Source organism: Psychrobacter celer (assembly GCF_016107555.1).
Classification (GTDB): domain Bacteria; phylum Pseudomonadota; class Gammaproteobacteria; order Pseudomonadales; family Moraxellaceae; genus Psychrobacter; species Psychrobacter celer.
The window spans coordinates 62,830-84,039 of record NZ_JABASU010000012.1 but is presented as its reverse complement, the minus strand read 5'-3'; the positions used below and the strand labels follow the sequence as shown (position 1 = coordinate 84,039).

At 44.3% G+C, this 21,210-nt stretch carries 8 protein-coding genes and 1 pseudogene; 2 read left to right on the top strand and 7 right to left on the bottom strand.

Features of this window, described 5'->3' with window-relative positions:
* The first annotated feature begins 384 nt into the window (after positions 1 to 384).
* A complete protein-coding gene (locus JFC05_RS07425) occupies positions 385 to 1,257 on the top strand; it encodes a LysR family transcriptional regulator (RefSeq protein WP_075101606.1) in 873 nt (290 codons plus the stop codon).
* A gap of 575 nt (positions 1,258 to 1,832) precedes the next feature.
* Positions 1,833 to 3,332 carry a sodium/proline symporter PutP gene (putP, locus tag JFC05_RS07420; RefSeq protein ID WP_198336407.1) on the top strand — a complete coding sequence of 500 codons (1,500 nt, stop codon included), beginning with the start codon at positions 1,833 to 1,835 and terminating at the stop codon, positions 3,330 to 3,332.
* An 85-nt stretch (positions 3,333 to 3,417) separates the two neighbouring features.
* On the opposite strand, the gene JFC05_RS07415 is transcribed toward putP, so the two are convergent.
* The 7 genes and pseudogenes from JFC05_RS07415 to JFC05_RS07385 all read right to left on the bottom strand — a co-directional run bounded on the left by JFC05_RS07415 (position 3,418) and on the right by JFC05_RS07385 (position 21,040).
* A complete protein-coding gene (locus tag JFC05_RS07415) occupies positions 3,418 to 4,965 on the bottom strand; it encodes a porin family protein (RefSeq protein ID WP_198336406.1) in 1,548 nt (515 codons plus the stop codon).
* A 127-nt stretch (positions 4,966 to 5,092) separates the two neighbouring features.
* A complete protein-coding gene (locus JFC05_RS07410) occupies positions 5,093 to 11,239 on the bottom strand; it encodes a transferrin-binding protein-like solute binding protein (RefSeq protein WP_198336405.1) in 6,147 nt (2,048 codons plus the stop codon).
* Between the two features lie 685 nt (positions 11,240 to 11,924).
* A complete protein-coding gene (locus JFC05_RS07405) occupies positions 11,925 to 15,617 on the bottom strand; it encodes a transferrin-binding protein-like solute binding protein (RefSeq protein ID WP_198336404.1) in 3,693 nt (1,230 codons plus the stop codon).
* Positions 15,618 to 15,871: 254 nt separating this feature from the next.
* On the bottom strand, positions 15,872 to 17,257 hold the full coding sequence (locus tag JFC05_RS07400; RefSeq protein ID WP_198336403.1) for an OmpP1/FadL family transporter: 1,386 nt from the start codon (positions 17,255 to 17,257) through the stop codon (positions 15,872 to 15,874).
* A gap of 684 nt (positions 17,258 to 17,941) precedes the next feature.
* The gene (locus tag JFC05_RS07395) at positions 17,942 to 19,336 is read right to left on the bottom strand and encodes an outer membrane protein transport protein (protein WP_198336402.1); all 1,395 of its coding nucleotides are present in this window, start codon (positions 19,334 to 19,336) and stop codon (positions 17,942 to 17,944) included.
* A gap of 182 nt (positions 19,337 to 19,518) precedes the next feature.
* Positions 19,519 to 20,614, bottom strand: a pseudogene (locus JFC05_RS07390) (RNA-guided endonuclease InsQ/TnpB family protein).
* Between the two features lie 168 nt (positions 20,615 to 20,782).
* Positions 20,783 to 21,040, bottom strand: a complete 258-nt coding sequence (locus JFC05_RS07385) for a SlyX family protein (protein ID WP_192993008.1) — start codon at positions 21,038 to 21,040, stop codon at positions 20,783 to 20,785.
* Positions 21,041 to 21,210: the final 170 nt, after the last annotated feature.

The window sequence follows — 21,210 nt, the reverse complement described above, 5'->3', positions numbered from 1 at the left end:
TTTTCACTTACTTACTATTTTCACTTACTTACTATTTTCACTTACTTACTATTTTACCTGCTTGCTATCGGTAAGCAAAAATGAGGTCTAGTCTAGGTAGTATGTTGGTATATCTTATCTCTACGCCAACGCTTTGTCAGGTCGGCATACTTATCTAGTATTTATTGCTAAAAACTGCGATTAAAACAAGCGTTATACGAAAAAACACCGCCGTTTATGCAATAAATATGTGACAATACGTCTCGATGTCTTGTGATTATAGCAGGCTAATCCTATAATAATAATTGATGATTTTTTCATAGACACAAACTTTTATTTCTAATACATTGTGATTGGGTCAGCCAACTTTTATTTATAGCTTACAAAATAGCTAAGGACATCCGTTTGAACACCACAAATTTGACGACATTCGTTACCGTTATGCACACTGGCAGCATCTCAGGCGCAGCCGAAAAGCTGTTTATCACTCAGCCTGCAGTCAGTAAACGTATCAAAAATTTGGAAGATGAGTTTAACATCACTTTGTTCGATACTGTCGGACGCGGTATTGTACCCACGCAAGCGGCGACCGAAATGCTGCCGCACGCCAAACGCTGGCTTGAAGATTATGAAAACTTCAAGATAAACCTGCAGCACTCCCAGCATATTGTATCAGGTAAGCTGATCATCGGTACCAGCCATCATATTGGCCTACACCATTTAGCGCCTGTCCTCAAACACTTTATCCAAGCGTATCCTGCCGTCCAGCTAGAAGTGCATTTTGTCGATTCAGAGGCGGCACACAAAGCAGTATTAGATGGTGACTTGTCACTGGCGTTTGTCACTTTGCCACCTGTCTACGACAAGCGGCTAACCTACCATACGCTTTGGTCTGACCCTTTATACTTTATGACAGGCACTTTGTCACCATTGGCGACCAAATCCAATGTGACGCTCGAGCAGTTGGCTCGCTATCCTGCGATTTTACCATCGGCCAATACCTTTACCAGTCAGATTACGCTGGCTGAGTTTGCCAAGCATAACCTCAAGCCTTATGCGACCATGAGCACCAACCCATTAGAGTCTATTCGTATGCTGGTCTCTGTCGGTCTTGGCTGGTCGGTACTGCCGCAGACCATGATCAGTCAAGACTTAGAGCGTATCGATATGGCGGACAATATCGAGTTACAGCGTTATCTGGGCGTGGTCATCAATCCAAAGCTGACTCAATCTAGCAGTGTGACGGCGCTATTGGATTTATTATCCCCTATCGATTAATAAAGTGATTCATACTATATAGCATCAGTCAAGCCGCATAATTCTTGTGCCTTACCACTAGCAGGCACGCCATTCGCATTTGTAGTAGTCATACGTTATAATACGCTTGACGTTGTTTTTATAACAAAAATTTACCATATGAACACTGATAGTCATATATTGAACACTTCAAGTAATATATGATAGGTTTCAGTAGGTTTAATGGTTTTAAATGATTGGTTATATTGGCGACCAATATAGTTATATAACTATAGGTATATAACTGGCAAATGCGATAAAGCGAAGCATCGACTTTTTGATTTGCTCCTTATTGAATGACAATCTTTATTGACTACGCCATGTGCTATTTATGAGCGGATGATTTGGTCGATAATCGCAGTGTCATGATCTATATACCTTCGCCCTAGAGCAACGCCAATCATATAAAACTAACAGCAGATATTGAATCAAAGCCATTATGTCCTACTTAATGGCTTTTTTTGTCTTTAGATATTGTTTTGGACAACGTCTTGTAACACTTACTCTTTATAGTTAAAAATAATTACCGCCAACGCAGTTGGTTAAGGACAATTTATATGAACGGAGTTTCTAGTGGCGTGCTGATATCGCTCGGCGCCTATTTTTTAGTGATGATTGGGATTGGCATTTATGCTTACTTTAAGCAGGCCAATGACACAGAAGGCTATATGCTCGGTGGCCGTAATCTCAGCCCAGCAGTAACGGCACTCTCAGCGGGTGCCTCAGATATGTCAGGCTGGCTATTGCTTGGATTACCAGGCGCTATGTATGCCGATGGCGTGGTCAGTGCTTGGATTGCCATCGGTCTGACATTGGGTGCTTTTTTAAACTATATCATCGTGGCACCGCGTCTTCGTGTGTATACCGAAGTTGCTGACAACGCCATCACCCTCCCTGATTACTTCGCCAATCGCTTTGAGGACAAGTCGCACATGCTACGTGTCATCTCAGCCGTTGTCATCATTCTATTCTTCACGGTGTATACCGCGGCCAGCCTCGTCGGTGGTGGTAAACTGTTTGAAAGCTCATTAAATCTATCTTATAGCACAGGCTTATGGGTTACCGCTGGTGTGGTCGTCATTTATACCTTGTTTGGTGGCTTCCTTGCCGTATCGATGACGGACTTTGTACAGGGTGTCATCATGCTGTTTGCCATGGTGATCGTCCCTATCGTTGCCTTGACAGATCTGGGCGGCGTGTCAGCCACGACTGATGCCATCAGAACCATCGATCCTAGTATGCTCGATATCACAAGCGGCATGACAGCACTTGGTATCATCTCGCTACTCGCTTGGGGATTAGGCTATTTTGGTCAACCGCATATCATCGTGCGCTTTATGGCGATTCGCTCAGTGCGAGATGTTCCAACAGCGCGTAACATCGGTATGAGCTGGATGATTATCAGCTTGATCGGTGCTTGTGTGACGGGTATCGCCGGTCGCGCTTACGTACAAAGAACCGCGATGACTCTAGATGATCCTGAGACCATCTTTTTGGTATTCACGCAGTTTTTATTCCATCCATTGGTTTCAGGCTTCTTGTTAGCGGCCATCTTGGCAGCGATCATGAGTACCATCTCATCTCAGCTATTGGTGGTATCAAGCTCATTGACGAAAGATGTGTATAAGCTGTTTTTTGATAAAGAAGCACCAGAGGCGCGCCAAGTACTGGTCGGCCGTATTTCTGTGATTGTCGTCGCTGTCATCGCTATCTTATTAGCGTCGAACCCAGACAGCTCAGTACTGAACCTCGTTTCTAACGCTTGGGCAGGATTTGGCGCGGCATTTGGCCCACTCGTTATCTTTAGTCTGACATGGCGCGGTATGAACCGTAACGGCGCTGTCGCCGGTATGGTCGTCGGTGCCTTGACAGTCATCCTATGGGTCTATGGTCCATTTGAGATGAATGGCGTACCACTAAATAGTTGGTTATACGCCATCGTTCCAGGCTTTATCTTGAGCACCATTGCTATCTTTGCAGTGAGTATCATGACTGGCGGTCCAAGACCTTCGGTATCTGCCAAATATAAAGAGATGGAGCTGAATTTAAACAAATAAGTTCATAAACTATCGAACACTAAAAAACCCTCGCTATCCGAGATAGCGAGGGTTTTATTTGGCTAATACAAAACTGGTAAGATACTTAGAAAGTCTTGGTTAATAATACCGTCGCTGATTTTTCATCACGATCATCATAATAACCAAAGTTACTAGAGGTCGTTTCATAGTCAAACACCAGTCTTGGAGTCAGACCAAGCACTGTGATATCGCGCTTCCAGACTTGTAGACCTAGTGAGGTGGTTTTATCCTCGCGTTTTGTACCCGGCTTACCGCCCACTGCATTATAGTAGCCCAACCATGCACCACTACCAGCTGGATAGGCATCTGCAGGATCTTCGTACTCTTTGATACCATAGCCTGCTGTCGCAAGGGTAGATATACCGTGCTTCCATTCACGCCCCCAACCGACATTGACAGAATTGCGATCGTAGCTGATGATGCTTGATTTGGGGACATCGTTTTGGTAATTACCTAAGCCACCATAAAAATACTCTTTGGCATCTTTAATATAAAATGCGTTTAGGCCAAGGAACTGACCATCGGTTTCTCGGTTTTTATTGTCGTCATCCTCAAACGTTTCATTGGACAAAATACCGGTGGCCGTCAATTTCAACTTTGGTTTTACCCAGCGTGAGCCGCTGACCGTGACCCCTTTACGTAGGCTATAATCTTCTTCATCGTAATACCGCTTGGTCACAAACGGTGTGAGTGAGACATCATTTTTGGCATCATCATAACCAATACCAGCAGAAGCGGTCAGCAGATAATCGTTATAATCCGTTTCATCCCAGTAGCCTTTTAGTGAAGCATTTCCGCCTACGGTTGCATAAAAATTCTCAGGTAAATTAAAGCGCTTATTGGCACTGCCAGACACCTGAATACCGTTGGCCGTTTTTTGTTCGATTGAACGCCCCAGACTAGATTGAATAGACTTAGACGGCGCGTCATTGATATTGCTATCTCTCACATAGCTGGCAGAGACATTAAACTGCCATTTTTCTGAACTATTTATTTGAGCCAACGAGTTTTGAACTCTCGCCATCACAGGAGCTGGTAGATCAACCGACTGTAGCTTTAAAAACTGCTCTTTTGCGGCGGCATACTGCTTATCTGCTTGCATGGCAATCGCCATATTTAGGCGTACAGGGTGAAAATCTGGATCTGCTGCGAGCATCTCACGGTAAATGGCGATGGCTTGCTTGTTTTTGGCTTCACTGCGATATATTAAGGCGTCAGCGAATTTGATGAGCATGGGATCATTGGTTTTAAGTGCTTTATAATGCGGCAATACTTCTTTTACCGTGACCATATCTTGCGCGGCTAACGCATCATTTAAAAACTTACTAAACGCCGCTGGGTTGGCTTTTAACGCCGCCAAATTGTATGTCGTGGCGGCAGCAAGTTGCTGACGACTTTTGATGGCACGCTGCGCCTCTGTATCAGAAACCGCGGTAGATGGCGCTGTGGGATCTGATACTGCTGTTTGATTTTCACGTTTGAGCAGCTCAGTTGCCTGGTCAAGCTCCGGCCCTATGTCTGGTGGCGTATCTTCTGCCATGACGGGGACAGAATAAGCCATCATTAGTGAAACACAGAGCGTAAGAGGTTTGAGCATATATTGATTATTCATGGGTATCCTTACCTAAGTATGATCATTAATCTTCCAAACTTAATCATCCTAAGGGATTTTAAACGTTTAAGCGAGAAAAAAAGCGTCCTAAGACGCTTTTTCGTTTGGGTTGTACAGTCATATTCCTTTATTGCTTTTCGGCGCCAAAGGTTCCTTGAAAGGTCGTGCCTGTTCCTGGCGTGGTACCTGTTCCTGCTACATTACCAGGTTGAGCTTCTTGATAAATGCCTCCTAGGAACTTTGCACCATCACCATAAAAACCACCTGATGTCGCAATATTGTCCTTACTACCAGCGAAAGTATTTCCGGTAATATTAGCACTGATGCCAATGTTTTTATTAATACCAGCAAATGTCAGCTCACCTGTCATAGAATCATTGACGAAATCTACATTAAATGTCGATGTGCCATTGACCACTGGGTCTTTGATAGCGCCTGAGCCTAAATGTAGATTGTCCATATAGGTGGCCACGCCAGCATATTGAACATTACCATCAGTTGGCATATTCTCAGTTGCTTGGCCCATAACGTAAACATTGGTATAGCGTGATTTCACCCCACTACCGATACCACTTTCTTTAACAAGATCGCCGTAGACATGGCCTATCTGCATCTGTGTGTCAAAGTTTCTATACACAGAGTCGTAATTATATTTTAAATCAATGTCACCAATGATAGATCCTACATTTTTAAAAGTAGCAACGTTCTTATCCTTAGACTTCATGAAACCACTATCAGCATCAAAGGCGACATCATTACTTCTAACCGTTGTAATCATAGCAGGTTGCTTGAATTTGTTAGGTTTAACAATATCAAGACGGGCTGCAAACTTATCATAGCTTGGCAGATTATCTACAGCACTATCTTCAACTATGGTCGGTGTCGTGTCTTCACCTTCACCCGTTGTAGTGGTAAAGGTTTGATTATCTGTCACAAACTGACGATAACCAATCGCGTCATCGGTGCCTAAGCCTGATACGCTACTAATGGTATTGCTCATAACACCTGTTATGGCTTTAGGTTCTGGTACTGGCTCTGCGCTTGGGTCCACCTTAGTAGCGCCATAAGTACCTTTACCATCAGCAACTTGATATACACCGCCTAATAGGTTGGCATCTTCTCCAAAGAAGCCGCCTTTTGTATCAACGCCGTTCCAACTGCCAGCAAAACTATTACCATCAATCTCAGCTTTGATAACCTTCTCGCTAACGCTAGAGCCATCAAAGGATAACGTCCCATCGACTTGGCTATCAACGAAGTCAACTTTAAACTCCGAAGTCCCTATGATTGGGTCATGACCAATAATTTCCTCTTTACTATTACCGATGTAGCTAGCCACACCTTTATAGTTCACTTTACCATCATTGATGCCATTGTCGATATTGTACTGTGATAGCTCTTTCATGTACTGCATATCGTCGATATTTGTACTATTACCCTGTACATATACGTTCGATAACTTAGATAGTCGGATTACATTGGCTAGGCCTTTAAGGTCTCCATATACATGACCAATCTGCATCTGCTCATCAAAGTTCTTATAAGTTGACGTATAATTTAATTTATTATTAAATATACCGCCAATCTGCTTAAGTTCGCTCTTTTTGAAGCTACCTTCATAATCTTCGTCAGATGCGTTTCTCAATTCTACATTTATAGAGTTTTTAAAGTCTCTTGAACCTGTCTCATTCAAAAGCGCAGTGTACGTATCATAGCTAGCAGAAGTATTTGCACTTATACCACTATTATCATGATCTGCAATACTGTTTTGGAAACCAGTTATTGTTACATTGACGGGAGCCTTTGGATTAGTAGGCGCTGGTGGTAGCTGCTGCGCGGCTTCAAGAGCATCTTCTGCTGCTTTGGCTCTAGCCTCAGCCTCTAATCTTGCCGTTTCAGCCGCATCAGCGCGTGTTTGAGCATCCGCCGCTTGTGCTTTTGCATCAGCTGCTTGTTGATTGGCTTCGGCTACTTTCTGATTAGCCTCTGCTTTAGCATCACCAATGGCTTTGTCGGCTGCTTGTTGTGCTTTAATGGCCGCATCTTCTGCTGCAGCTTGCGCGGCTAAGGCCGTATCTTTAGCAGCTGTCGCTTTGGTTGCCGCATCTAATGCTGCAGCTTCGGCCGCTTCTGCTGCGGCCGCGCGCTCTAGGGCAGCAGCAAGCAGGTCTTCACCATTACCGGCGTTTGCTAAGTTTTCTTCTGCTTTTGCTAGGGCTTCTTGCGCTTTGATGGCGTCAGCTTGCGCTTTTTCTGCTGCAGCTTTGGCAGCAGCAGCTTGCGCTTGAACACCAGCGATGGCTGCATTGGCTGCATCCGCATCTGCTTGTGCTTTTATCGCTGCTTGTTCGGCAGCAGTTTGCTTGTCACTCTTAGCACCATAAGTACCTTGAGCGCCGTTACCTTCATAGACACCGCCTAGATACTGAGCATCTCCACCAAAGAATCCACCTTCAGTATTAAAACCAGCATTATCAGCAGCAGTACCTGAGAACTGGTTGCCATCAATAGCCGCTGTCAGACCAATCTTACCCGCTTTATCAAACGCTAAATTACCCTTTAGATTTTTAGCGACAAAGTCGGCAGTAAAAGCTGATTTTCCAAATTCGATATCATTATCTATGCCAAGCTGACGATAAGTGGCATCACCGGTGTAGCCTACGCTACCTTCGGTTGGCATGTTCTCAGCTTGAGTGGCATTACCAACGACAGCTACTCCGTTCACAGGTAGCTCTGCACCGCTAAAGACGGCTTTGCCATCAATGTGACCGATGCGCATGTCATCTTCAAAGTCTTTGTAGGTTGAAACATACGTTAAAGGCAGTTCTTGACCTAGCGCACTAACCGCGGCATTGTCATCATGCGCTTTAAAACCGTTTGATCCGGCAACGTCTTTGTCGCCTTCACCTGAGGTGGTGATAGATAGTTTACCTAGTAGGCCATCACCTGCACCTGGTTCTGATTCTGAAGCAAGATCTGCTCGTGCAATGACGCTATCATCGGTTGAATCAAAGTCACGTGTCGTGGTGTTATAGACTTTGCTTAACGGGGCAACGTTGACGTTCAATGACTGTACCCCAGACTTTTCTGCTTCTGGTGCATTCTTAATCTGCGAGGCTGCTAAGGCGTCGGCTGCTGCTTGAGTGGCTTGCTGAGCAGCTGCTATTTGCGCTTCCGCTGCGGCAGTCGCTGCGGCTTGTGCCTGCTGAGCGGCGGCCGCTTTCGCATTTGCTGTATCAAGGGCGGCCTGGCGGCGATCTACTTCTGCTTGTAGGGCTTCGGTATTGCCGCCACCTGAAGCTAGAGCATCCGCTAGTGCTTGTTCTGCTTCAGCCAGTTTTTGTTGTGCAGTTACCAGCTCACTCTTGGCTTGATCTGCTTCCGCTTGAGCTGTTTCAGCCTTTTGTTTCTCAGCTTGCGCTAATGCTTGTGCTGCACTTGCTTGTTGGTTGGCTTGATCGGCTTTGGCGTTAGCAGCAGCAATCGCTGTTTCCGCTTGTTCTTTGGCGGTGATAGCTTCAGCTTTGGCTTTAGCTTCGGCGGCTTCTGCTGCATCAGCTCGTGTTTGGGCATCCGCCGCTTGTGCTTTTGCATCAGCTGCTTGTTGATTGGCTTCGGCTACTTTCTGATTAGCCTCTGCTTTAGCATCACCAATGGCTTTGTCGGCTGCTTGTTGTGCTTTAATGGCCGCATCTTCTGCTGCAGCTTGCGCGGCTAAGGCCGCATCTTTAGCAGCTGTCGCTTTGGTTGCCGCATCTAATGCTGCAGCTTCGGCCGCTTCTGCTGCGGCCGCGCGCTCTAGGGCAGCAGCAAGCAGGTCTTCACCATTACCGGCGTTTGCTAAGTTTTCTTCTGCTTTTGCTAGGGCTTCTTGCGCTTTGATGGCGTCAGCTTGCGCTTTTTCTGCTGCAGCTTTGGCAGCAGCAGCTTGCGCTTGAACACCAGCGATGGCTGCATTGGCTGCATCCGCATCTGCTTGTGCTTTTATCGCTGCTTGTTCGGCAGCAGTTTGCTTGTCACTCTTAGCACCATAAGTACCTTGAGCGCCGTTACCTTCATAGACACCGCCTAGATACTGAGCATCTCCACCAAAGAATCCACCTTCAGTATTAAAACCAGCATTATCAGCAGCAGTACCTGAGAACTGGTTGCCATCAATAGCCGCTGTCAGACCAATCTTACCCGCTTTATCAAACGCTAAATTACCCTTTAGATTTTTAGCGACAAAGTCGGCAGTAAAAGCTGATTTTCCAAATTCGATATCATTATCTATGCCAAGCTGACGATAAGTGGCATCACCGGTGTAGCCTACGCTACCTTCGGTTGGCATGTTCTCAGCTTGAGTGGCATTACCAACGACAGCTACTCCGTTCACAGGTAGCTCTGCACCGCTAAAGACGGCTTTGCCATCAATGTGACCGATGCGCATGTCATCTTCAAAGTCTTTGTAGGTTGAAACATACGTTAAAGGCAGTTCTTGACCTAGCGCACTAACCGCGGCATTGTCATCATGCGCTTTAAAACCGTTTGATCCGGCAACGTCTTTGTCGCCTTCACCTGAGGTGGTGATAGATAGTTTACCTAGTAGGCCATCACCTGCACCTGGTTCTGATTCTGAAGCAAGATCTGCTCGTGCAATGACGCTATCATCGGTTGAATCAAAGTCACGTGTCGTGGTGTTATAGACTTTGCTTAACGGGGCAACGTTGACGTTCAATGACTGTACCCCAGACTTTTCTGCTTCTGGTGCATTCTTAATCTGCGAGGCTGCTAAGGCGTCGGCTGCTGCTTGAGTGGCTTGCTGAGCGGCTGCTATTTGCGCTTCTGCTGCGGCTTGAGCTTCCGCTTGAGCTTGCTGGGTAGCGATCACTTCGGCATTGGCTGCATCAAGGGCGGCCTGGCGACGATCTACTTCTGCTTGTAGGGCTTCAGGATTACCTCCACTTGCCAACGCTTCTGCTAGGTCTTTCTCAGCTTTAGCCAGGGCTGCTTCGGCAGTTTCTAAGTCCGCTTTAGCTTTTTCGGCTAACTGTTTAGAATCTGCTGCTTCTTTGTTTGCTTTTACTGCTTCATCCTTAGCCTTTAATGCCTCTGCTTTTGCTTCTTCAGCTTGCTTTATCGCCTGTTCCTTTCGCGAAGCCTCTAAGTCTGCTCTATCAGCCTCTGATTTAGCAATCGCCTCCGCTTCTTCTACACGTTTTTGGGCATCAGCGGCGTCTTTGACTGCTTTATCAGCACGTGCCTGAGCATCTGCGGCTACTTTTTTTGCAGCAGTAATTTCTTTTTCTGACGCACTTTTGACTGCTTCGAGTTTGACTGCTGCTTCTTTAGCTGCTGCTGCTGCTGCATCAGCTGCCGCTTTCGCTGCTGCTTTTGCCGTTACAATTGCTTCTGCTTCTGCAGTTTTAAGCGCTTCTTTTGCCGCTGTCGCTTCTTTTTCAGCGACAGCAACTTGGCTGGCTGTTGCTTCTTTTAGAGCTGCAATCTTTTTATCTGCCTCAGCTTTTGCAGCTGCAACGGCTTTTATAGCGGCGGCGGCCTTTTCTTCTGCTGTTTTAACTTTGTCCTGAGCTTTCTTAGTCTCAGCTTCGGCTGTTTTCTTTTCTGCCTCAGCGGCTTCTTTGGCAGCCGTTTCTGATGCCAACAAATCTTGTAGCTCTTTAGCTTTGGCTTCTGCCGTATTTGCACGGGCCTCAGCAGCTTTTGCGTTAGCTTCAGCAACTTTCACTTTAGCTACGGCTTCTTTAGCTGCCGCCTCTTTAGCAGCTTTTATCTTACCTTCAGCCTCTTGTGCCGCCGCTTCAATCTTTGCGACTGCTTCTACCCTAGCGGCCTCTGCTGCGGCTTTCGCTTCTGCTGCCTCTGATCTTGCTGCATCAATCGCTTTTTGTGACGCTTCTGCCGCCTTTTGTGACTCGACACCAAATTTCATCTCAGCAGCTTTAAGTGCGTCTTCTGCAGCCTTCGTTTTGGCCTTTGCCTGTTTTAAGGCAGCTTCTGCTGCTTTTGTTTTGGCTTCTGCGGCTTTGATCGCAGCCTCTGCTTGCGCATTACTGCCAGTATCAACGCCGCTACCCTCAGTTTCTGATCCTCCTACAGTTCCACTGTCATCTTTAGGTATTGTAGGGGATGGCTTGGGCGTGGTGCTGTCTCCACCATCACTAGCGCATGATGCTAGGATTACAGTAGTTAAAATAACGACGCTAGCTTTCAGCGGCGTTTTTAGTTTTTTTGCTGTCGCTACAGCAGATATTGAATGACGGTTAAGTGACATTCGTCTTCCTCCATGAAGAATTGATAACAGTCCATTATTTATCCATACTAGGCACAACAAATATCTAGTGCCACGCATAGATAAACAAATCACTTATAAAAAGTCAATAAATATATCTACAATTATAAATAATGTAACCTTTGGTTACCAATTAATTTCTTATTTCTTTTAAACGATATGTTTTGAATCGGTTTTTATTTAAATTTAATAAAACACTCATTCCTGATAGACCTAATAATAGTAATTTAAATATTACATATTCATATCATTCATCATTTATTAGTTACAATATTTATAAAAACATATTAATTAAAAATATAGCAAAATCAATACTTTGGGATAAATAAAGAAAATTTGTCATATTAACCATAAATATATTATATAAAACATATAATCAATATTTTTTAATAAAAAATGAACTTATTAAGATCTTACTTATTTATTAATTTCTACCCAATTACTTTAAAAGCAGAAAATAACATCTCTACCGACAAGAATACTTAGTTAAATTTACCGCAATACTTAAAAAGTATTACCACCATTATGATTAATACGGTGTATTAGATACTTTATAAAATCAAATAAAAATATAAACCTAAGTCTATTATTAAGCAGTACTTTTATAGTTTTTATAAACAAAAAAAGCGCCCGAAGGCGCTTTTTTATTCTGAGCTAATAGGCTAATTTATTGCTTTTCTGCACCAAAGGTGCCTTGGAAGGTTGTACCTTCTCCTGGTTGAGCACCTTTACCGCCTTGCTCTAGAGCTTGTTGATAAACACCACCTAAGAACTTAGCATCTTCACCGTAGAATCCTCCAGCAGTATCGATATTATTTGCATTACCAGCAAAGGTATTACCAGTGATATCTGCATTGATATCAATTTTGTTGCCAGTAGGCATATACTTATAATCGCCATCTGCAAATGTTAATGTACCTTCAAGCTTGCTATTAACAAAGTCTACATCGAATGCAGAAGTACCATTAACCACTGGTCCACCACGCTCACCATCTTTGAGATGGAGATTTTCCATGTAGGTGGCGACACCGTTATAAGCAACCATACCATCATTGATGTTGTTATCAATGTTGTACTGTGCCAAGTCTTTCATATACTGCATGTCGTCAAGACTAGTACCATTGCCTTGTACGTAGACAGTAGACACTCGTGCTAAGTCACCTAAACCAAATAGATCAGTACGTGGATCGCCATATACATGACCGATTTGCATTTGCGAATCAAAATTTCTATACACAGATGAATAGTTTAGATCTAGTGCTACAGGGCCTTGAACCGTTGTAGACTCTGTATGAAGACTAAATCCACTACCATAATCAGTATCATTATCACCGCTAATGTTTATCGAAACTTGTTCTTTAACAGAGTCAGGTTTTGTCATATCGGCACGAGCGATAAAACTATCATAGTTCGTAAAGTTATTACCTTCACGATTATCTACTGGAACGTTTGACCCATCTACCTCTACCGTTTCTGTAAAGTCTGACTTATCATCACGAATTTCTGCATAACCAATCGCATCATCTGTGAATGTTCCATCTGCACTGCTTAGAGTGTTACTTTGGAAGCCAGTAAACTCAGTATCTGCCGCTACATCTGGGTTAGTAGGCGCTTCTGGAAGTGGCTCAGTTGGCTCAACTGGATTAGCGGCTGTACCATCTTTCTCTGCACCAAAGGTACCTTGTGAGCCATTACCTTCATAGATACCACCAATAAAGTTGGCATCTTCACCGTAGAAAGCACCTTCAGTATTGTAGCCACTCTCATCGGCGGCCGTCCCTGAGAACTCGTTACCGTCGATGTCTGCTGATAGACCAATTTCGCCAGCTTGAGCAAACTTCAGTGTACCATCAACTTTACTATTGACGAAGTCAGCCGTGAACTCAGAGCTACCATATTCAATCGCATTGTCTACACCAACTTTACGATTGGTAGCATCACCAGCATACTCAAACGTACCTTCTGTCGGTAGCGTTACTGTTTTGTTACCAATTACTAATACACCATCTACCGGAACTGTAGTACCTAAAGCACTAACAGCACCATCGACATGAGCGACACGTAACTCACCGTTATCGCCAAAGTCTTTGTAGATTGAAGTATAAGCTAGATCGCCCTCTCCCAGCACATTTCCAGTACCAGCATGAGATTTGAAGCCATTTGCAGTATCGGTATCGTTATCACCTGATAAAGTAATAGCCACTGGAGCATCAACAACTCCTTCTAATACTACATCAGCACGAGCATCTGCATCCGAATTGCTGCGAATAGCGAAGTCGCGAGTAGTGGTTGTTAAAGCGCCTGCGTTAAGAGCAGTACCGTCAATAGACAAATGCTGAATGCCTGATTTAACAGCTTCAGCGTCAGACTCAAATTTTGGCGTTAACGCATCTAACTGATCTTGCAGCTCTTGAGCTTTCTTTTCAGCTGCTGCTTGTGCTTCAGCTGCTGCAGTTGCTCTGTCTTCTGCTTCTTGTGCTTCTTTTTCAGCTGTTTCTTTAGCAGTTTTTGCCTTTTCAGCTTCTAATCTAGCTTTTTCTGCTAATTTTTCAGCTGCTGCTACATCTTCTGCGGCGGCTGACTCTGCAGCGGCTATTTTAGCAGCGGCATCTTTTTCGGCTGCTTCTGCGGCGGCTACAGCAGCGGCTGCACTCGCTTTAGCTGCACTCGCTTCTGACTGAGCCGCTGTTACTTTATCTTGTGCCGCTTTAACTTCCTCTTGCGCTTTATCTGCTGCTGCTTGGATTGCTGCATCTGCGTCTTCTTTAGCTTTCTTCGCCGCTTCTTCTGCGGCGGCTGCTCTGTCTAAAGCATCTTGCAGTGCTTGATCATCGCCACCACTGCCAGCGTTATCAGCCGCTTCTTGTGCTTTTTCGGCATCGGCTTTCGCTTTTGCCGCATCAGCTTGAGCTTGTTCTGCAGCAGCTTGAGCTTCCGCCGCTTCTGCTTGGGCAGCGGCTAACGCTTTTTCAGCAGCTTCTGCTTGCGCTTTTGTATCTTTAGCTGCCTGCTCAGCTGCGGTTTGATTGTCACTCTTGGCGCCATAAGTACCTTGAGCGCCTTTACCTTCGTAAACACCACCTAAGTATTGAGCATCACCACCGTAGAAGCCACCATCAGCGTTATAACCGTCTTTAGTTCCTGAGAACTTATTGCCGTCTATAGTTCCTTCTAGACCGATTGTTTTATCACTAAAGGTTAGGTCGCCTTTTACGTTTTTGGCCACAAAGTCAGCCGTGAATACTGAAGACCCAAACTCAACCTTGCTGTCTGTGCCCAATGCGCGATAAGTTGCTTCACCTGTGTAGCCCACTTTACCTTCTGTTGGCACATTAGCAGCTTCAGTCGCATTACCTACTACGGCGACACCATTGACTGGCAGCAGACCAGCAGCTGCACCATCAATATGGGCAACTCTTAAATCATCACCAAAGTCTTTGTAGGTTGAGGTATAGACTAAGTCTTGCTCACCCAATGAAGCTGTAACAACTTTGGTGGTATTTTCAAACGATTTGAAGCCGTTAGAGCCTGCTACTTCTGCATCGCTATCACCACTAGTTTTTAGTGTTACTGGATCAGAAACCAAGCCACCTGAAGCTGTGTCTGCACGAGCGTCAACCTCAGTCTCATCAGTGATGTCGAAGTCACGTGTGGTGGTGGTCAGCATACCTTGACCTACTCCAGTGGCATTGATGCTGATGTGCTGGACGCCTGACTTAGTAGTTTGAGGCGCGTTTTTAATTTCAGCAGCTGATGCTGCATCTTGCGCAGCTTGTTGTGCTGCTGCAGCTGCAGTCGCTTCTGCATCTGCTTCTTGCTGGGCAGTATTAGCGGCAACGGCAGCGGCGTCGGCGGCAGCTGCCGCTTCTTCTGCTAACTTCGCCTTGCGATCAGCTTCTTTTTGAAGCGCTTCTGAACCACCCCCAGCTGCTAATGCATCCTCTAATGCTTGCTCAGCCTCTTCTTTTGCTTTAATGGCATCTGCTTTTGCTTTTTCAGCAGCAGCAGCAGCAGCTTCAGCTTCTTCTTTAGCTTTGAGGGCCGATGCCGCCTTTTCTTCAGCTGCTTTTTCAGCAGCAGCTATTTGCTCGGCAGCCTCTTTTTTTGCTTTTTCAGCTTCTTCTTTCGCCTCTTGAGCTTCCTGTCTTGCTTTTTCGGCTTCAGCTTTCGCTTCTTCTAGTTGCTTATCGGTAGCACCAGGTATTGGGCTAAAGACATCATCAAGATTATAAGAAGGCTCATCTGTTGTATTACAGGCGGCCAAAATCATTGACGTCAAAAGGACAACACTGGCTTTAAGTGGAGTTTTTAGTTTTTTAGCGGTTGATACAGCTGAGATTGAATGACGATTAGGTGACATTCTTCTTCCTCCATGGATGATTGATAGATAGTCCTTTATCTACTCGTACGACATAGGATGGGTCTGTACGATATATAGATAATCAAATTTAGTTTGCAAAGTCAATTTGTTGCAGCGATTACCTGCTGATAAAACATGACGCAAACGTTCATTTATTAAAAATTAAATACATGTATCGACGTGATGCAGGCTTATCTGGCTCATAAGCTAGATAAGCCGTTATAGTTAGATCTCAGATAGTGATATATCACAATTTATTGGCTTTGATAAGACAGTTTTACGCCCGCGATATAACCATCATTGTCTTCAGCTTTACTGACGATACTACCATTAGGTAATTGTCCAGTCGCATCACCAAACTTGAGGTATTTACCACCAACTGAGACTGCCCATTCAGGAGTGACATTGTATTTCACGCCACCACCGATACTATAAAACCCTTCAATAGTACCTAGTGAGCTGACTGGATCACCGGCACCTGAGTCATAGCCCACTACGAACGAACCCGCCAGCTTTTCATTGAAACGTTTGGCTAGACCCACGTCGACTTTCCATTGGTCTTTGTCATAAGATAATAATGGCAAGCCTTCTGGAACTGCAGCCTTAGAGTAAGCATTGTATAATGGTGGTACGATGGTAAAATCACTCCATGGTACCCAGCGTACATCTAATGTACCTAATAGCTGATACTTTTCACTTAGACCCGTTTGGATATTTAAGTTCACAGACTCAGGCGTTGTGACTGTCGCATCAGTGGTGGCATATTCACCGATTGACTGACCAAGCGCAGAGTCTGGATCAATCCCAAGCTTGCCTAATGCTGTATCTCGTAGAGGTGACCCTAATAGAGGTATTCTCTCTCCCACTGGGGTTTTATGGTCAATCTCTGAGCGATACGTTAAGGCAGCATTTAAGGCGATTTCAGGCTTGCTATACGCCAAACCTGCTACCCAACCATAATCAGTGTCACTATTCACATTAGCATCGTAGCCTGTCAATGGACCGTATGCTTGACCGCGCAAGTGCACATCTGCTTTTACCTTTTGCATCACAGGACCGCCATAGACTTGAAAGCCATTGGACTTATAACCGATCAAACCTGTCCATGATTCAGTGTGTACACTTACGTTGGTATTTTTGTCGTAATCTGGGTCTAGTACCGAAGAGTTGATAACTTCATTTGGAACGGATGTCCCAGTTGACGAGTCGGCAATAGTATCCTTACCTGCTTGAGAGACAAACGTGCTATCGCCAGAGTACTCTACTTCTGCACCAAATGGCTCGTCATAAAACACACCAATACTGAAGTTGTCATTGATGTCGGTTTTGACGCCATAGCGCATAAAACTATATGTATCTGGAGTTGCATCACCAGTTGACTTACCTTTTCTATAAGCCTCTTCTGTCGAAGTAATGCCATTATTAATATCACCAGTTGGAGTAGTGATAGCACCAGCATTATCATGGGCTGAAACATCAGTATCAATGTAAGCGTAATCAATCTCGGCATAAGTACCAGGATTAAAAAAGCCTTTGATGTCTTGACCAGAACGGTCGAGGCCAGCAGCTTGCGTCAATGAAGCAGCTGATAGCGTGATCAGAGCGAGGGTAAGTTTAGAGATAGGAAAATTTTGAGACACTTAGATATCCTCCATGAATAAAATAACTGGCAAGTAGCTCGGAGACTATACAGACTAGTGACCTGTACTAGTAACGTCAGCCGATGCTATGCAATCCTTTGCCAAACGACTTAACTGTCGAAAGTAACGATGATTTACGCAACCTTACTTTCGTTGTTATCAGACATTACCGCTATGTAAGACAACGTAACTGATTTCAGTATCATAATTAAACTTCTATACTATAGCAATACTCTTTTAGAGATTTTACAAAGATGGATTTATGTTAATAGAATATTCACCACTGTTTCATTGAGCGAATAATGTGGCATTTTTTACCTCACAAACGCTTTCTTATCGTCTATATACCACCTTATATGATGCACTATATCTCATTGATTATAATAGATATATTTTATAAAATTTTTTTTGTAAAATAAAGTCAGCGGTTTTAGGCCGTCTTTTTTATAAAGAATAGCAAAACAAAGTATTAAAACAATCGTTCACTGACTGATAAGTATTAACTAGCTATTTGACATTATGGTTAAGCAGAAATCTCATCTATGGTCGACTCTAAATAAAAGAATCATATGTTTATTCACCAGTAAGGTTAACCATATTATTTGTTTTTGCCAAAAAAAAACGACCCATAATGGATCGCTTTTTTAACATTTATCTCAGTTTAAAACTCAACTGGTTTAGTGCTTATTTTGCTTGATAAGACAGCTTCACACCCAGCGCAAAACCGTCGTTGTCTTCAAACTTGCTAACAACTTGCTTTGATGGAATTTGACCATCAGCATCGCCGAACCGTAGGTATTTACCACCTGCAGACACTGCCCAGTTTTCTGTGATATCGTATTTACCACCTAGACCGACACTATAATAGCCTTCGATAGGGCCTAGTGAAGTGACAGGGTTGCCAGCGCCACTGTCCCAACCAACGGTACCACTAACGGCAAACTTTGGTGCTAGACGTTTGGCAAGACCTAACTCTACCTGCCACTGGTCTTTATCATAGCTTACTAATGCCAAACCTTTATCATCTTGCGTAGCAACTTTACTCACATCGTTGTATAACGACGGTACGATAGCAAAGTCGCTCCACGGTACCCAGCGCACTTTAGCAGTGGCTAATGTGGTTGGATTGATACCCGTTTGGAAATCAAAGTTAACTGACTCTGGTGTGTTAATTTCGATATCAGCATGTCTAGTCGTTGATAATGGAACGCCGACAGTGGCACCAGCAGCGGTGGCCAAAGGGAAAGATTCAAACGCTTTTGCGCTATGCTTGATCTCAGAGCGATATGTCAACGCCGCTTTTAGCGCAATCTCAGGCTTGCTATATGCCATACCAGCAATCCAACCGTAGTCTTGGTCATTGCTAATATGCGTGGTATAGCCTTTTGCTGAGCTGTATGCATCGCCACGCAGCTTCACGTCCGCTCTTACACGCTGAGCAACGGGACCACCATATGCTTGGAACTCTTTGTTTTGACCAAACTTCATTCCAAGAATACCCGTGATACTTTCGGTACGTACTTCAACTTGTGTCTCTTCGCCTGCAACTGCTGCTAGACCTTTAGCGGCTTCTAGACCGATTAGCTGAGCCTGTGCTTCTTTTAGTTGCTCAGCTGTCAAACCGCCTGGGTTACCTGGCGCGAGCGCGCCTTGCAACTGCGGTATCAACACATCATCAACATAATCTTCGGTAACATTAGGGTTGTCTATAAAATCTTGGATGATAGCATCGGCATCAGTATTGGTAATGAAGTCATTTTTACCAATATAGTCGGCTGCGGCGCCAAATGGCTCATCATATAAGACACCGATACTAAAGGTGTCATTGATATCTGTTTTTACGCCATAACGGAAAAAGTCGTAATCTTCTGCGATGTCGTCAATTTTATTGCCTGATGAATCTTCACCCGTTACATCGGCGTCGATATAAGTATAGACGGTCTCTGCATAAGTGCCATCTTGTAGAAATGCGGTAATGTCTTGACCTGAACGATCAAGACCAGCAGCACTAGCAACGCTAGCGACAGATAGAGCAGCAACAGCTACTGTGAGAGTTTTTAAATGAAAAGTTGCGCGCATTGTATATCTCCAAACATCCGCATTGTTTCACTACTTAACCCGACTTTTATGGGTAAGCAGCATCCGAGGGTGAAGATAGTAAAGATTTTGGCACACGAAAACAACTGCAAAAACACATTATTTCTTGTTTATGACTGAACAGTATCTTCATCTAATAATGCGCATTTGACTTCCTCCCCTCCCTAAACGGAGGGTATTGCTACTAAAGACGGCCAAGGCCGACCGCGAGAATGTTTTTTGCTCCATTAACGTCACGTTGATGGGTCGTTTTACAAGAACGACAAAACCATTCTCTTATACCAAGACCTTCTCTACCTTTCGGACTGTCTTGGCGAGAGCCGCAACACGAGCAGGTTTGGGTGCTGTACGCTTCATTGACTTCGATATAGTGGCAACCTGCGTTCGCGCATTTGTAATCCAGTTGCCGCTTAATCTCAAACCAACCAGCATCATAGACGGATTTGGCCAGTTTGGATGAAGTGAATGAGTTTGATTTGATTTTACCAACAACGATTAAGTTGTTGGCTTTAACAAGCTTTGATGTGAATTTATGGATCAGATCTTGACGGGTATTTTTAATCTTGGCGTGAATCACCTTAACCCGCTTTTTGTTTTTAGCTCTTTGGGCAATGGCCAGTTTTTCTGCGTATTGATGGGTGACTTTGATTTGTAGCTGATCACCATCACTACTGACTGCTGAGTCTTGCAGCCTAGATCAATACCGACTTGGCCCGTGCCACACTTAATCTTTGGAAACTCTTTAACGGTGATACAGGCATACCAGTGGCCGCGATTGTCTTGCACTAGCTCACAGGTGTTGATGCTGTACAGGGCTAGGTTATAGCTGTCCCATAGATCTATAGTAAGTTTTTTGCCTTTAGCGAGGCTTAGCTGAATGGTAGATTTAAGGCTTGTCTTGCCTGATTGACGAGTTGATAGGTGTTTTACGGCTGTCTTTTTAAAAGGAATCCAGCCCAAGCTTCTTCTCTTGGCCTTTGGGTTGTTGGTGCGCCAGTTGAGTTTGGCTTTTTTAAACTGTTTTCGGCTTTTGGAGTGAACCTCACTAATCGCTTGCAGGGTTTGGCTGTGCAAGTTTAAATACTCGCCACTACCTTTGGTATAAGTAGCCAAGTCATAGGCTGAAAAGAATTTGCCAGTGCGCTGTAAATGTTTAAAACTAAGCTCATTGACGTAATTCCAGACAAAGTTAACCGCCCCAGCTAAGATATTGAGCTGAGTGGCGTGTTTGTCTTTGATGCGTAGCTTGAGCGTTTTCATGGATTAATTATGATCTCAATGGGTTTGGGTATCAAGGCAATCTAAATCTTAGGTGACAACGGCTGACGCCTGATATCCACGCCCTAGAAGGATGTGGTTTTACGGCGTTGGATGATAAAATAATCAAACAAAAAATATCCAGTCCTGCATCAGATATTGGTTTAGAAATCAGTAATGTGGCGGTCTATCTGCCATCACATCAAATGGTGCAATACCCACTTCAGTAGCTTGACTGTCTATTTGCTTATAAATGAGCTGTAACTGACGCTGCAATGTATGAATATCCTTATCTTGTCGCGTAATGACGTCATTTAACCTTTCGACAGTGACCTCAAGATGCGCTAGGCTCGTTTGTAAATCGATTACTTGGGCTTGCAAGTCATCTTGCATACCAAACCCGTCCTCTTTATCTTTGAATTGATTCATGTTGTTCTCTAAATAATGGTAAATAGAAGGTCAAATAGACTCGGCAGCAGCATATTTGCAGCAGCGTCAATAGTAGCCAGTCACCTTTGATGACAGGCATTAAATCGCCGCCACTATGCAAAGCAATAAATAGTGTTAATAAAACCACTTACGCGCACTACAGTGATGCG

Bases quoted from the DNA above. Each gene is read 5' to 3' on its own strand.
- putP (WP_198336407.1), top strand. From the start codon at position 1,833: ATGAACGGAGTTTCTAGTGGCGTGCTGATATCGCTCGGCGCCTATTTT.
- JFC05_RS07415 (WP_198336406.1), bottom strand. From the start codon at position 4,965: ATGAATAATCAATATATGCTCAAACCTCTTACGCTCTGTGTTTCACTA.
- JFC05_RS07410 (WP_198336405.1), bottom strand. From the start codon at position 11,239: ATGTCACTTAACCGTCATTCAATATCTGCTGTAGCGACAGCAAAAAAA.
- JFC05_RS07405 (WP_198336404.1), bottom strand. From the start codon at position 15,617: ATGTCACCTAATCGTCATTCAATCTCAGCTGTATCAACCGCTAAAAAA.
- JFC05_RS07395 (WP_198336402.1), bottom strand. From the start codon at position 19,336: ATGCGCGCAACTTTTCATTTAAAAACTCTCACAGTAGCTGTTGCTGCT.
- JFC05_RS07385 (WP_192993008.1), bottom strand. From the start codon at position 21,040: ATGAATCAATTCAAAGATAAAGAGGACGGGTTTGGTATGCAAGATGAC.